Annotated in this window: 11 protein-coding genes and 2 pseudogenes; 4 read left to right on the forward strand and 9 right to left on the reverse strand. The window is 59.4% G+C overall.

Going from position 1 to position 14,018, the window contains the following annotated elements:
• Positions 1-13 precede the first annotated feature (13 nt).
• Positions 14-1,162 (reverse strand): c-type cytochrome, encoded by a 1,149-nt coding sequence (locus B0G77_RS42195; RefSeq protein ID WP_133667791.1) that lies wholly within the window; start codon positions 1,160-1,162, stop codon positions 14-16.
• A 225-nt stretch (positions 1,163-1,387) separates the two neighbouring features.
• A complete protein-coding gene (locus tag B0G77_RS43730; RefSeq protein WP_208116605.1) occupies positions 1,388-1,531 on the reverse strand; it encodes a hypothetical protein in 144 nt (47 codons plus the stop codon).
• A 62-nt stretch (positions 1,532-1,593) separates the two neighbouring features.
• Here B0G77_RS43730 and B0G77_RS42200 point away from each other — a divergent pair, with 62 nt between their 5' ends.
• Complete coding sequence (locus B0G77_RS42200; protein WP_133667571.1) at positions 1,594-2,103, forward strand: DUF1269 domain-containing protein; 510 nt, start codon at positions 1,594-1,596, stop codon at positions 2,101-2,103.
• A gap of 248 nt (positions 2,104-2,351) precedes the next feature.
• Here B0G77_RS42200 and B0G77_RS42205 read toward each other — a convergent pair whose 3' ends face one another.
• A complete protein-coding gene (locus tag B0G77_RS42205; protein WP_243751526.1) occupies positions 2,352-3,770 on the reverse strand; it encodes a sialidase family protein in 1,419 nt (472 codons plus the stop codon).
• A 559-nt stretch (positions 3,771-4,329) separates the two neighbouring features.
• Between B0G77_RS42205 and B0G77_RS45150 the strand changes: the two are divergent.
• Positions 4,330-4,517 (forward strand): annotated as a pseudogene (locus B0G77_RS45150) (DUF1289 domain-containing protein).
• Positions 4,518-5,260: 743 nt separating this feature from the next.
• Complete coding sequence (locus tag B0G77_RS42215; protein WP_166656404.1) at positions 5,261-6,919, forward strand: hypothetical protein; 1,659 nt, start codon at positions 5,261-5,263, stop codon at positions 6,917-6,919.
• A 63-nt stretch (positions 6,920-6,982) separates the two neighbouring features.
• On the opposite strand, the pseudogene B0G77_RS42220 reads toward B0G77_RS42215, so the two are convergent.
• From B0G77_RS42220 to B0G77_RS43735, 3 genes and pseudogenes are all read right to left on the reverse strand, one after another.
• Positions 6,983-7,090, reverse strand: a pseudogene (locus B0G77_RS42220) (IS5/IS1182 family transposase); the annotation flags it as partial.
• Between the two features lie 11 nt (positions 7,091-7,101).
• Entirely contained in the window at positions 7,102-8,136 is a 1,035-nt protein-coding gene (locus B0G77_RS42225; protein ID WP_243751527.1) for an HAF repeat-containing protein, read from the reverse strand.
• Positions 8,137-8,978: 842 nt separating this feature from the next.
• The gene (locus B0G77_RS43735; RefSeq protein WP_166656405.1) at positions 8,979-9,641 is read right to left on the reverse strand and encodes a DUF2278 family protein; all 663 of its coding nucleotides are present in this window, start codon (positions 9,639-9,641) and stop codon (positions 8,979-8,981) included.
• A 722-nt stretch (positions 9,642-10,363) separates the two neighbouring features.
• Between B0G77_RS43735 and B0G77_RS42235 the strand changes: the two genes are divergently transcribed.
• Positions 10,364-10,786, forward strand: a complete 423-nt coding sequence (locus B0G77_RS42235) for an ACT domain-containing protein (protein WP_133667795.1) — start codon at positions 10,364-10,366, stop codon at positions 10,784-10,786.
• Positions 10,787-10,929: 143 nt separating this feature from the next.
• On the opposite strand, the gene B0G77_RS42240 is transcribed toward B0G77_RS42235, so the two are convergent.
• The 3 genes from B0G77_RS42240 to B0G77_RS42250 form a co-directional block, all read right to left on the reverse strand.
• Positions 10,930-12,495 carry an MlaD family protein gene (locus tag B0G77_RS42240; RefSeq protein WP_133667796.1) on the reverse strand — a complete coding sequence of 522 codons (1,566 nt, stop codon included), beginning with the start codon at positions 12,493-12,495 and terminating at the stop codon, positions 10,930-10,932.
• Complete coding sequence (locus tag B0G77_RS45155; protein WP_243751529.1) at positions 12,496-12,963, reverse strand: hypothetical protein; 468 nt, start codon at positions 12,961-12,963, stop codon at positions 12,496-12,498.
• A 130-nt stretch (positions 12,964-13,093) separates the two neighbouring features.
• Positions 13,094-13,756, reverse strand: a complete 663-nt coding sequence (locus B0G77_RS42250) for a DUF3313 domain-containing protein (RefSeq protein ID WP_133667797.1) — start codon at positions 13,754-13,756, stop codon at positions 13,094-13,096.
• Between the last annotated feature and the right edge of the window lie 262 nt (positions 13,757-14,018).

A 14,018-nucleotide genomic window follows, 5' to 3' on the forward strand; every position in this document is an offset into this window, starting at 1 on the left:
TGCGTCTGCTCCGCTAGGGATTGGTTGCGTTGCTGGCGGCCGGGCCGACTTGCGATTCGATGTAGGCCACCAGCGCGGTCAGCTCCTGCTCGCTCAGGTCGAAGGTCGGCATGATGGGTGCGAAGCCCTTCACGACGCGGGCCTTCGGGTTGCGGATGAAGGCGCGCAGATAGGCTTCGTCCACCTTCGCGGTGCTGCCGTCGGCCATCGTTTCGGTCTTGCCGTAAAGGCCCTTCCAGGTGGGGCCCACGCGCGGACTGCCGTCCACGGTATGGCAGGCGAAGCAGCCCTTGCCCTCTGCGAGCGTCTTGCCCTGGTCGGCAAGCGCCTTGGCGCTGCCGCCTGCAGCGGCGGATGCGGCCTGCACTGTGGCCTGCTGCCGCTGCGCGAACGTGCTCTGCTGCGCCAGCCAGCGCGAGAACGATGCTTCGTCTTCCACCACCACCACGCCGCGCATGTTGGAGTGCCCGATACCGCAAAGCTGCGCGCACAGGATGTCGTAACGCCCTGCCTTGGTCGGCGTGAACCAGAAGGTGGTCACCATGCCGGGCACCATGTTCATGCGCGCACGGAACGCCGGTACGTAGAAGTCGTGCAGCACGTCGCGCGACCGTGTCAGGACCTGGATCGGCCGGTTGAGCGGCAGGTGCACCTCGGGCGTTTCGATCAGGTAGTTGTCACGGCCATTGGGGTCGGCGGGGTTCAGGCCGAAAGGGTTGTCGTTGCTGATGTAGCGCACGTCCGTCGTGCCCAGCTTGCCACCGGGGCCGGCAAAGCGGAAGCGCCATTGCCATTGCTGGCCGAACACTTCCATCTGGAGCACGTTGGGCGGCGGCCGTACGTAGTCCGCGTAGACGAAGAGCCCCGGTGCCAGCAACGCTGCCACGCCGACAGAGGTCAGGCCGATCAGCCACCATTCCAGCCGCTTGTTGTGCGGCTCGTAAGCAGCGCGATGACCCCTGCGGTGGCGGTAGCGCACCAGTGCGATCACGATGAACAGGTTGATCGCGATGAAGAGCGCGCCGGTAATGACGATCGTGATCGTCAGCATGTCGTCCATGCGCACCCAGTTCGAGGCGATCGGCGTGATCCACCAGGGACTGGCAAAGTGAAACCCTACCGCCAATACGATGATCAGGCTCAGGGCAATCGCAAGCGCCATAGGCCACCTCACTGCGTGTCACTCGCTGGAACCGCTAACAAAAGGCTCCTGGCATCGTTGTGCCGCCTTGCCGTACTTCGTACTGTCTGCGCCGGCACGTCTGCCAGGACCGCTTCGCTGAGCATTGTAAGCGGCTCTATAGCAAAGGTAGTCCTCTCCTCTGCATCGTGCAAGGCAGCGCAAGGGGGAACCGCGCCCCATATACGGATCGCGCGAATGGAGGAGTCACTTGCTGCGATGCAATGCAAAGCGGCTGAGGAGCGACATCTGTTCGAGCGCACTCGGGCCCATCACCATCGCCGCGATCTTGTGGGTCGGTCGCCACGGACTTTCATTGAGCACCATGGTCGACCAGAAGAATTCCAGCACGATCGGCGTACGATAAAACAGTATGGACCCGTTGGGGGAGTGCTTGATTGATGGAGAGCGACATGAGACGTCTTTATTTCCTCGTACCTGACACGACGACGGCGAAGGCGATCGTAGACGACTTGCTGCGGGCGCGGATCACATGGCGACATATCCATGTCCTCGCGAATCACAGTGTCGCACTCGAACAGCTACCTGAGGCATCCTTGCTGCAAAGCAGCGACGTCGTGCACTCGCTCGAACGCGGCGTGGCGCTCGGCGGTGCGACCGGCGCGCTTCTCGGCCTCGTGGCACTGGTGTTTCCTCCCGCGGAGCTCGCAATTGCGGGCGGCGCCGTCGTGGCATTGACGTTGGCAGGTGCCGGCTTCGGGGCCTGGACGGCCACGATGATCGGCGTCGACGAACCGAATGCACGACTCGAGCGCTTTCGTGGCGCCATACGTGACGGCCAGCTCTTGATCATGGCCGACGTGCCTGGATCGCGAGAACAAGAGATCGAGCAGATGGTCGCGCAGCATTTTCCGAAGGCCGATCTCGAAGGCGCGGAGCCCACGACACCGATCTTCCCCTGAGAAGCAGTCGAGACGAGGCCATCGGCGCCCCCTTTTGGTTGACTGCAGCCGATTGCAGAACGGCAGGGGCCGGCCAATCTATGTCGAACGCGTGAGGCAGTGATCGGCCAGGAACTGTCCTTCGCTCGCGCTAGCGCGCGGTCATTGAAACGGCTGATTGGCATTCAAATGCGGTCGGACCTTTTTTGAATAAAAAAAGGCGCGTCACGGAGTACTGGGCGGCGACCTCCCTTCGCCGCCCGTTGCGCTCATGGCAATGTGATTTGGCGGGTGTATTCGGCCGTAACGTTGGGACCCGTAGCTACACCGAATAGCGGGTACACGGTCGTGTGTCCGCTAGCAGCCAGGCCCATGTAATCGCCGAGGAAATGGCCACGCGCCACCGGAGCATTCAGTATGTTGAACGAGGCTGTGGTCAGTTGCCGCTCATTGCCCCAGTTGACGGGGTTCGTACACCCTGTGGTGCAGAAGAGCGCGAAATAGTCGGTGCCCTCGAAGCCGACAGGTGTGTTCGTGTCGTTACGAAAGTCGTAGTAGGTCACCACGACCGTCTTGCCGTCGCCCGACGCCACGACTGCGGGGATGAAGGCTTGCTGACGGCATGGGTTTGTGCTGTTTGCCGGCGTCTTGTTGATCATTACAGGCGTCGACCAGGTGGCCCCGCCGTTATCCGACTCGCTGAAGACGATCCCGCCGATCGCGATTGACCCAGCACCCGGCGTGGTGCAGGTGGCTGTAGAAAAGCGATTGTCCTGCCACGCGAGATAGATTGCCCCCGTGACCGGGTTCACAGCGACACTATAGAGAATGGAGGCATCGCGTATCGGCTGGCCGGTGTCCGGGGTGACCACTCCCGCTGCGCGCACCTTAATATCGCTGATGAACGCCGGCGCGCTCCAGTTCGCGCCCTTATCCGTGGACGTTATATAGCCGATGCTTAGACCCGACGGTGTGACATTAATCGCGGTGAAGAAGTCGCGCAGGGTCCCGTCAGGTAACGCCCGTACGATGTTGTCGATCGTCTGTGCATTCGTGCCCGGTTGGTAGATCGGGGCGGCCGTGCTCCAGGTCACGCCGTTGTTGGTGGATCGCGAGAAGAAGCTGGGGCCGGTGAAATTGAACTTGAAGGATGGGGCACCACCCGCTGCAGCGTTACGCAATTGACGCGCGATTTCGACACCATCGTTTCCCGCGAGCAACTGATCGCCGGCCTGGCTTGGCGGGAAAACGCTCAGTTGGTCCCACACCGCATAGACGTAACCGTTCGCCGTCGGATCGGCGGTGAGCGAGTTCTTGTCATTGAGCGCGTGCGGCGAGTTGGTGCGGATCAGCGTCACCGGTGCTTGCCAGGTCGCGCCATGGTCGACAGAGCGGCTGACCAGCATCCCGCTATTTCGCGCGCCAAACGGGGTCGTCGGCTTCATGGGATCCAACACCAACGAGAAGAAGAAGGCCGTGCCGTCTTGCGCGAAGTCTACCCAGGGATCGGAAGCGCGCCGGAACTTCCCTCCGGTGCAGTCAGTCACGCCGGGCGGAATCGTATTGGCCCACGTGCTCCCCGCATCATTGGAGGCAACGCCGACAAGTCCGCGTGCGCCACCGTCGTCCCAGCGGTCTTGCTGGTGACCGACGAGGAGGCGCGACGTGTCGGTCGGATCGACCGCCACCCAGGGCTCGATTGACGTGGCTGGATAAAGGACGCTCCCGAATGCGGACTGCTGCGCGTTAAGCTGGTCGGCAGTGCATGCGCTGAACGGATCGCCCGCGGCCACTTGGGCCAGCGATCCCAGCGTTTGCGCTTGCGCGCCTGGGCCGATCGCGCACGCGAGCGCGATGACGCTGCTGCCTGCGAGATTCCGGGAAACAAAACGGGATAGGCGTCTGGAAACGGATTTCATTCTTGTTCCTCACGAAAAGAATAAAACGCCTTGCTACAACCGGCTGTACAACTCCGGCACCATGACTCTCGCGCTGTGATCGGTCGATCCATGTTCGAAAACGACTGGCCCTACCGCAAAACCACCAATCGCCGCCGCCCATCGAGAGATGCATCTACAGAAACACACTAGTTCGCGGCAGCCACACATGTATGAAAAATTCATTGCGAATGTCAGTTCATTACGCGATTTCCTCACCGCTGCTGACGTGGTATAGGGCTTGCAGAAGAGCGGCTAGAGCATGTATGCACTTGCAGAAGCACGGCGCACCAGCATTGCGACTTGAGCGATAGCCGTCAAGTCGTCGTGCATTGAAGTGTGCTCTTTCGACGGCAGAACCGGACCCTGCTTCGGCGGCTTGCATACCTGATATCAGAGACCCGCCGCTGGAAGAAGATGACTGACCATCAGCGCCATCAAGTTCGGGCGACTGGCAAAGGTAATGCGTGTAGCGTCCCCAGTTCGGCGGAAGACTGAAGGACCGGGGGCGGTGAGCGAGGAGTTGGGAGCCGCCAATGCATGGTGCGGACCCAAAGGCCGCTCTAGAGTAGCCCGTCGCGCAGTGTCCGATTTACTCCTCGTTGCGGGCGTTGGCGAGGTGAACTGTCGAGTGACAGCAACGGGTCCGGCTGCTGACCGTCGCAGCCGATCAACGACCCGACCACGCCGGCCGATTTATGTCAGACCGGGTTCGGCCACAAAGGGACGCTGATGTTGAAATATCAAATGGTCGATGCGCGGCAACGAGCCGTCAATCGGCAAACGTCCTCATTCGTTGACAGGCATCAACACTCGCGCAGCGCTACAAACCGATCGGCTTACCGCACCGAGCCTGCTTGCTTGCGCAACGGGCCTTCTAAAAGGCCATCGACCGGCTTGCGGCAAGGAGGGGGTAGCATGCTAATCTTAATCGGCCGGACATTTTAATTAATAAAACTCAGCATCAGTTTCCGGAAATACGCGGCGCCCGGTCTCACCTCCCAGATGCAGGTCACTGATCGCATAAAGCTTGTCGAACTCGTGCACCATTGCGCCGCTCTCCGATAATCAGAGACTCATTAAAGGTCACTATGATTTCGGCCCGAATTCGATCGAAATGGGGTCGATCGCGCCGCTGGCACGGTAAGCCACGGGACCGCGCTTGTCCCGGATCCCTGTCCCGCAGTGATTTTTCGCAATTCAAGCCAGGATCATTTCAAACGGCGCGTTGACAAGTCGTCTTGTCCGTTGAGAAGGCCGTCATACAGTCAGAGGACACCTGGCGACCCGGGAATGAATCGGGGAGAGTAATCATGGACGAGCAACTGGTTTCAGATCAAGGGTTGCTGCTGCAATGGCTGTTCGGCGGCGCCGTCGTCTGCTTTTACGCATTCCGACGTTTCGAGAATCCCGGCCCTACACGCGCGACAACGACCTTCTGGCAATACTGGCTTGCGAAGACGGGCTACGCGGGTAGCATGCTGCTTCTTTTCATCGTGCTAGGGGGAGCGGGCACCGACCTTCCCAAACAGATCTTCGACTTACTGCAGATCAGTGCCGCAATCAGGATGGCCGACCAGCCACCTGGTCCTCTGCTCGCCGCCCTGATTCTTACCTCATTGCTGCCAAACGCTCCATTCCTGCAACGGGTCGACGAGATCATCAAGGTGTGGTTTCAGCGCGTCGGCAATATCCCCTTCGAAGTCCGCGAGTTAAGCCTGCGGTTAAAGGGCAGTGCGTTCAAGCCGTCCAAGGATCGCCTCGTGAGAGTGCGCCTCGACCTGGAAGAGGAGGGCATCGACCCTGAGTGGCTCGATGCCCCGCTGGGCTCGCTCGCGCAAATCTGGGCGTGTACAGCGGCGCTGTACTTGACGATCAAGACAGGCATGATGCCCAAGGGCTTTCTCCGTTTTGCCGATAGCCGGAAAGATGTGCTCGCTGAAATCGAGCGACGTTTTGAATCTCTGCAAAGCGTCGAGGCGAGCGTTCTCGTTCAACTCGATGACGCGAGAGGCTCGCCGCTCGCCAGGCATCTGGAGAAGAAGGTACGCAAGGACATCGAGGATTTGCACGAAATGCTTTGCGACTATGTAAGCGCCGGCGTGCTGGAGACGGAATGGTCGTTCGGCCAACGCTATGCGAGGCTTGTTGAAATGGGCTTCAGAGACCTTGACAAGCCGAGACACGCGCTTGGATTGCACGAGGTCGTGCTCATTACAGGACTGATCTTTCTCGCCATGATGTTCATCACGCTTGCTACCAGAAGGTTCTTCGAGCCTACGCCGCTCGGTCAGAACTTCCGTACTGCCGTTTTGGTCAGCATCATCTATGGAATTGCCATCGTCGCAGCGATATATCCGAAGGCTGTCTGGAACGTCGCAGATATTGGCAAGGTTGGGATCCGGCCCGTCGCCGCCTATGTCGTTTCTGCTTTCGCAGCAGTAGTGGCGGCATTTTTCGTTTCACTGTTGTTCAGGTTCGTATTCGACCAGTCGGGAAATCTGTTTCAGACCATTTCGACGCCTGGGGCATTTCGAAAGGCGTTTGAAGTTTCGGTGCAGCGTTCGCCATGGCTCGTCACGACGTTCATCGCAACCGTTGCAATTGCCTGGACGGCCGATAACCGCTCAGCCTCGCCAGAAAACATTCCTGCATGGTTGCGTCCCGCAGAGAGCACCGGAATGTGTTTGGTATTCGTCGCGGCACAGTGGATGACGTTTGCATTGCTGGAAGCATCGGCGCCGGATTTCGCCGCGAAACTCAGTCAGCCGAAGCTGCTCCTGACCGCAGCGATTATTGGGGCCGTCGTCGGTGGCCTGGTGCCACACCTGTATCGCAGACGCAAGCTTCAGTCGCCCAGAGCGGCACCCGCTTCCGTTCAGGCCAACGCCGCTTTGTGACGCCACACGGTCGCACATGACGGTTCCGACTCTTGAGACCGTTTCAAAAAACTGCTCCGTATGCCTGAAGATGTTCCAGCAGGCGAGGAAGCAACCGAGTTTGAGGAATGCTTTGTGAATGTCGGCGCGACGCTCAAAGCAAATTCGAAGACGACGAGAGTTGTGCAGCCAGAGACCGGCAATCATTTTTCTCGTGTCCACAGGATAGCGTGCAACGTGGAGTTGCCCGCGATGTCGCCGCGCCCGGTGATCCCGACACCTTCGCTGAAGTTGTCCCCAGGGAGCGTGCCCAGGTCGGTCATCGCCCCGTGTTCAAACAAAAACGCGTGCGGCAAGTACGGGTTGGTTCCGGCATCCGACTCGCCGACCACCTGGCCACGATTGTTGATTCCGAAAGCGTTACTATTGTTGCGACCAGGGAGCGTGCCCAGGTCAGTCATCACCCCGTTTTCATACAGAAAACCGTGCACGTCCCCGCTTGCGGATGACGATATGCCGACCACCTGGCTGCGATCGTTGATCGCTTGAGCATGGCTGAGTCCGGTATCCTGGAGCGTGCCGAGGTCGGTCATCACCCCGTGGTCATACAGAAATGCGTGCGCGTACCCGCTTGTGGTGGACGAATAGCCGACCACCTGGCCGCGATTGTTGATCGCCAGAGCTCCGCTGTCGCTGCCACCGGGAAGCGTACCCAGATCGGTCACCACTCCGTTTTCAAACAGGGCAGCGTGAACGTACCCGCGCAGGTTGGACGAGGAACCGACGACCTGGCCGTGCTCGTTGACCCCGGAAGCTACGCTGAAGTTGCCACCGGGGAGCGTACCCAGATCGGTCATTACGCCGTGTTCGAACAGAAAGGCGTGGTCTTCCCCGCGTGCGGTGCTCGAGTAACCGACCACCTGGCCGCGATTGTTGATCGCGTTAGCTGAGCTGTAGCTGCCACCGGGGAACGTGCCCAGGTCGGTCACCACCCCGTTTTCAAACAGACAAGCGTGCGTGTACCCGCCCGCCGTGATCGAGAAGCCGACCACCTGGTCGCGCTCGTTGATCCCGAGAGCGTTGCTGTAGTTATATTCGCCGGGGAGCGCGCCGAGATCTTTGATGGTGAGACTTTGGCCTGCGGCAGGCTGGAATGCAGCGACCGCGACCAAAGTGAAAACAATCAGGGCGCGGCGAACATAGCGCACATTGCCAATCACCTTGTATGCGGATTGCATAGTGATCCCCTTTCATGGAATAAAACCCGAATCGCGATAAATTCATATGCGGCACGCAGATCGAAAGAATGTCGAGTCTTTTGCAAAATAAAAATCGCTATATATCCCGTTCGCGCATCTGTATCAGGATAAATTGCGCTGGCTTGCATTGGAAAGCGGCCATGGTTAGTGCGGATTGCTGGCCGGCACAACGTTAGAGCTGATCCACCATGGGTCACCGTGATCAGTGACGAGATAGTCTGTTATCCGCTTTTCGTGTTGGAGATTAGGATATGTATGCAGATAGAAGTTACCGACCACTCTAGTCTACGGAGTGCCTTGTTTCAACTTATTAAATAGCGAGGCAAATTAATGACAATGCAAAATTGCGATGACTTGCCTTTGCTTGATAGCGGGTTAAACGCTCGCTCGGGTTTGAGCGTTCGACCCGCTGGACCTCTTACGGCGAATGCGCGAAAGTCAGCAGCAAGGCACGCTATGTAGCGAATCCGGCACGGCACCGACGGAGACAAAAACACCTGATCAGGTTGCCGCATCTCCGGTCTCTGTCTGTGAGGGGAATTGATCAACGGCAGAAACGGTCGACTTGTGACTGTCACGCGCCGTCGATAAGGCACGAAAATATCGGGCCGCGCGTCGACGCAGCGACCCATCCGGGCAGGGTGGGTCGCATTCGTCGTCGCTGTCTGGTCCCTGCGAAAAGCCTCGCCTGGTAGCACTGTCTAACTCCAGTCGGTGTTCGAAGCTTTGCGATGGCGACGGACTGGATTTCGATTGGCCGTGTCATGTCCGCATTCATCCACGCGCTTATGCTTTCTCCGCAGGGGTGATTTTCGCTGCGACTACGATCCTCCCGCTCCTCCGCCGGCAGCGGAAATATCCTGTGTACTGAAACGGACGAATAAAGCCGCCGTCTCTCCGCTAGTGAACCTGATGAAGAGGGCGCCGTCGCCGTTTACGCGATCGTCACCGGCGAACGTGCCGCTGTCGCCCTGCATCAGGTGAATGTCGTGCACACCTCGTTCGGGCGAAAAGCCGAAGGTCTGATCGGGCGTCGGATCCTGGAACGACTCACCGAAGGCAATCGCGACGGCGCCGGTATCCGCTTTTGCGCGCTCGATCTGGCCATCGAGCAGGTTCTTGAGCGTGACGCCGGCGCCCTCCGGCGGAATGACCGACATCTTGTCGAGCGGAAACAGCTTGTCCCGCAGATAGTCCAGGCCCGTTCCGGTAGGCCCCGTTGTCAGTTGGGCAAAGCCTGCTGTGCCACTGGCGAGAGCCGCCAGATTGAGCTTATGCGGATCAGGCGACCTGTAGTCGGGATCGAAATAGGCCATCACCTCACTCCCGTCCTGAGAGATCACGTTGACCGCGACGCGATAGTCCATGCCATTGCCCTGCACCCAGATTTCGTAGTGCGGTGTTCGTCCGCTTGGATCGATCTGGCCGTCCTTCACGCTGCCGACCAGCACACCATAGACGCGTTGTTGTTCAGCATGTCGCATGTCATCGTCTCCTTTATCGGCTTCGGTCGAAAAGTCCCGCGCTGTGAGTGCATAGACAACGGCGCGTGCAGGACGTTCGGGCCGGGCGGCACACGCAGGTCGCGAAGTAGTCTGTAAGGTGCCGCACAAGTTTGCGCGCCCCGTATACCTACCCTGCAGACGCTTGCCTTTTACCGGGTAAATCTCATGTTGCTGCTGAGAAAGCGGATTGCGTGTGGCGTCTTCCAGGCTGACAATCGATTGAGCAATCGCCGATACCACGACGAGGCCGCGGCCGCTTGAGTTTGACGTCTTGGGCGAGACTCCATTCGGCTCAAGACAGCCAACCCTTGATTGCTTCGGACATCGTCGAGGTCGAGATGCCATAGCGATCGTGAAGTGTCGGCAACGAGCCTTGAAACGAGGCCGATGCTAACGCTGCAGGCTGAGACGCGGTCTGGCTCCAGCCACACACCTGAATTGCGCAGCGCAACAACTACGCAGGAGACAGGAATGAACTATCGGACTTTCCTGCTGGAAGCACGATCGATCACGAAAAGCTTCGGCCGACGAGCGTGCTCAAGGGCTTCGATCTTTCGATTGCTCCGTCGCCCAAGTCAGTTGCGTTGCAATTGCGCGCGAAACCCGGCATTCCCGTGCGTCGCTGCTGCTGCCGGCCTTGCTCGCGAACCGTTGGTGAACTAGATTTTGATTTGGACGTGCATCAGGCGGGAGGGACTGCCATGGAACTGAGCATAGAACGCGTCGATGTTTGGGCGGCTACCATCGAGGACAAACCGGGTGGCCTTGCGCAAGTATTAAGCGCTTTGCGGGATGCTGGCATTGACTTGCAGTTCGTCGTCGCACGTCGCACGCCGGAAGTTTCCGGAAAGGGGGTCGTGTTTGTCGCTCCGCTGCAGGGGGAGAGGGAGATCCGTGCCGCGACACAGGTGGGGTTCGCCGTTACCCCGAGCCTCCACTCCGTCCGTGTAATGGGTCTGGACCAACTGGGGATCATCGCGCAATTGACCCAGATGTTGGCAGAAGGAGGAATCAACCTCCGTGGCGTTTCCGCCGCTGTACTTGGCACACAGTTCATTGCCTATCTTGCGGTCGACTCGTCGGACGATGCCGAAAAGGCGGTGGACATTCTGCAGAGGGCTTGAAGGGCCGCACCGGACCGTGAACTGGCCTGGTTCTTCCTTCATGCCGAAGCTGCAATCGCATTGTTTGCCCCGTCCGGCGTCTTCACGCAGGAATACTGCCCGGGCACTCTCGCCAATTCCACCTCGACCCGTCAAGGTGTGGACTAACGCTGCGTGTCCGCCGATTTCCCCCACATGAGAGATTCAGGATGCTGTTCCAGGTAATCCGAAAATGCATGCAGGTTCGCAAGCGTCCGGCGCAGTTCAGTTAACGCCTCGTGAATATCGGACTGCATCGGAGAGTTCTGCTGCAGCGTGGCGTTCGCAGCATTGAACGACTGCTCGGCAACCGCCAGTGTTGTGCGTGCCTGTGGAGCCAGTTCCGTGTCGATTCGCCGGAACAGGGAATTGGCGTTCACGAGACTCTGGTTGAGGTTGATGGCGATCTCCTTGAAGGGGACACGGTCGAGCCTGTTCACTATGTTGGCGAGTTTGTCCTGAAGCTCCTCGAGTGTATTGGGCACGGTCGGCAGTTCGACCGGCGTGCGCCGGGTGTCAATGCTGACAGCCGGCGCGTGCGGGAAAAAGTCCAGCGCCACATATCGTTGGCCGGTCAGGAGGCTCCCCGTGCGCAACTGCCCGCGCAGACCTTGAGCAACCAGTTGGTGCAGAAGCACCTTGCCGGCCTCGCTTGAGCCTTTTCCGAGTGCTTCCCTGTAACGTCGCCCGAGACGATAGGGGTACAGGTTGAGTGTCACAACCATATCAAAGCGAACACCTGTTGGATTGAAATCGACGTCGATTGCGGTGACCTCGCCCAATTCGACGCCATCGAAGTCGACCGGTGCGCCAACTGATAATCCGCGCACTGAGCCGTTGAACCTCATACGCACAGATGCGGCAGGTCCATCGTCGGCACGGTGCATGGCCTCGGTCCTGCTTGCTGCAAGAGCGAACACGGTGCCGTCGGTAGCGCGGCGCTCGGGAACCGATGATTCAGGCAAGTCGAAAGCAATGCCTCCGGAGAGGAGCGTAGCTATGGACTGGGTGTCCAGATTAAATCCGCTGGAATCGAATCGCAGGTCGATTCCGCTCGCGTGCCACCATCGCGTGCCCGAAGTGACGTAACGGTCGTATGGTGTCTTCACGAACACATCGACGTCCACCGCGGTGCCGTCTCTGGCTAACGAATAGTTGAGCACCTGCCCCACGTGCACGCGCCGAAAATAGATTGGCGAACCCACATTGAGCGATTCGAGGGAGTCGGCGCGCAGAACGAATCTTCCTCCGATCTGGTCGCTGGTAACCGAAGGCGGTGTCTCCAAACCGACAAACTCCCTGCATCTTGTGGAAAAGCGTCCAGCATCCACTGCGATGTATGGACCTGAGATGACTGTGGCCAGCCCGGAGACACCCGTCATGCCGACCCGGGGACGGACTACCCAGAATCGCGTGCCGCACATCGCGAACCGTTCGGCGGACGCCTCGAGTTGCACGACGGCGAGGACGCGTGTCCGGTCGTCCGACAGCTGCAGTCCCGCCAGCTTGCCTATTTCAACATCCTTGTAGCGCACGCGGGTTTTGCCACTCTCGAGCCCTTCGGCGGTGACAAAGCTGACGGCGACCTCAGGACCCGGTTGTGTGAGGAGGGGAGCGAGGAATGCAAGACAGATCAAAGCGACAGCAAGAGGGATAAGCCACAGGGCTGACGTTAGCGGGCGACTTCGCATTTACAGTCTTCCGGAGGCCACGTCGCATACATCTCTCGCAAGCCGGCAAACATGCAGGTAGCCCGTACCCAGATAACGCAGCAGGCGTTTCATCCGGCGCGCGATGCCACCGCCGATCGAGTCCGGACGCGCGACAACCTCGTACTTCAGACTTTGCGGGCTGGAAGCCTTGGTCTGACCTCGGGTTTGCAGGGTTCCCTGATGCTGCGGGCGCATTGTCCGAACCTTCTGAAGAGACCTGCGGCGCAAGCGTGAAGCGGTGTGAACATCGGGATAGAAGCCCACGACTAGCGTGATATAGACAAGGGCGGCGAAGACCCCGGCCAGGGTGCCGAATACGTCCCTTGCGGCTGTGCCGCGCATGAAATGGACCGGAATCCCTACCAGCAGGTATGCGACCGAGAACACGATGGCGACCATCAAAGGCGGGGGCGCGAATGAGACAACGACGTCGGCAAATGCGTGCATGCACAGACCTCGCAGTAATTCAAACCAGCCGCCCTATCGCTGTGCCGAGCTCCGCAGACCGGTAAGTTGGGACGGTTGCCCGCCGTGCATCACCTTCGGACCGCGAGCGATGCAACGCAAAGCAATCCCGTCAATGAAGCTGTGACACAAGGGCATCGGCTCCCTTGTCGAGGCCGGTCTTTGCGGCACTCAGGGAACCGAAGGCCGCCGGCAGGTTCATGGCGTTCGGATACTGCTTCGAAACATATGCCTTCAGCAGTTGGCCACTGGCGCTGTCATAGACTTCCACGGCGTAGGAGACCGAGCCGCTGAATGCCCCCTGGCCCCCGCGGATCGACTGCACACCGTTGTAGAGATTGCCCGCGAGGTCGAAATGCATGAACTGTCCGACAAGCGGCGTTGTCGTTTCGGCGCCGGTTAGCGTCAGCTTGACCTGCAGGGTGTTGGGACCGGCATGCTTGGCAACGTCGAACCGTTTCGCCAGTTTCTTCGAGAACGTTTCTCCCATGTAGTCGGCAAGCGCGGCCCGGTCGGCGTCCTTCATGGCGCCGAACTGGTTGTCGTTGCCCTGATACACGACAACAGGGTCCAGCATGACCTGCGTGTATCGGGACCAGACCACGGGGGTGGCATACTTGTAGGGCTCCTTGCCCGAATCGTCATCCCGGTTCTGCTTCAGCTGCGACGACGATGCGATGTCCGTGTAGGCGACGGGCTGCACACCCGCGCACCCCGACAGGGTCAACACCGCTGCGGCGATGAAAAGGCGCGGGACGAGTTTGTTCATGACCATTCTGTGCTCCTTGAAAGACAAATTGAGTGCCGGGCGGCGTCCAGGTAAGTCGAGAACCAATGAGGCCGAACAGTAGCATCGCCGAATTCAGATGTAAACCGTCTATCCGGATTGTTTATGCTGCGCACGGAGCGATACAAGCGGTACAATTCCACCCTTCAGAGCGAATGCCTCCTGCGCCGGTGGTCCGCGGGGCCGCTCGCCGAAGCAGATTCACTGCACCGAATTGCTTGCCAAACACCATAGCGAGGCGGCAGCCATC

The organism is Paraburkholderia sp. BL10I2N1, from assembly GCF_004361815.1.
In the GTDB taxonomy this organism is placed as follows: domain Bacteria; phylum Pseudomonadota; class Gammaproteobacteria; order Burkholderiales; family Burkholderiaceae; genus Paraburkholderia.

What these genes read in the sequence shown, in the direction of transcription:
- B0G77_RS42195 (WP_133667791.1), bottom strand. Translation starts at nt 1,162, where the DNA reads ATGGCGCTTGCGATTGCCCTGAGCCTGATCATCGTATTGGCGGTAGGG.
- B0G77_RS42200 (WP_133667571.1), top strand. Translation starts at nt 1,594, where the DNA reads ATGAGACGTCTTTATTTCCTCGTACCTGACACGACGACGGCGAAGGCG.
- B0G77_RS42225 (WP_243751527.1), bottom strand. Translation starts at nt 8,136, where the DNA reads ATGCAATCCGCATACAAGGTGATTGGCAATGTGCGCTATGTTCGCCGC.
- B0G77_RS43735 (WP_166656405.1), bottom strand. Translation starts at nt 9,641, where the DNA reads ATGCGACATGCTGAACAACAACGCGTCTATGGTGTGCTGGTCGGCAGC.
- B0G77_RS42235 (WP_133667795.1), top strand. Translation starts at nt 10,364, where the DNA reads ATGGAACTGAGCATAGAACGCGTCGATGTTTGGGCGGCTACCATCGAG.
- B0G77_RS42240 (WP_133667796.1), bottom strand. Translation starts at nt 12,495, where the DNA reads ATGCGAAGTCGCCCGCTAACGTCAGCCCTGTGGCTTATCCCTCTTGCT.
- B0G77_RS45155 (WP_243751529.1), bottom strand. Translation starts at nt 12,963, where the DNA reads ATGCACGCATTTGCCGACGTCGTTGTCTCATTCGCGCCCCCGCCTTTG.
- B0G77_RS42250 (WP_133667797.1), bottom strand. Translation starts at nt 13,756, where the DNA reads ATGGTCATGAACAAACTCGTCCCGCGCCTTTTCATCGCCGCAGCGGTG.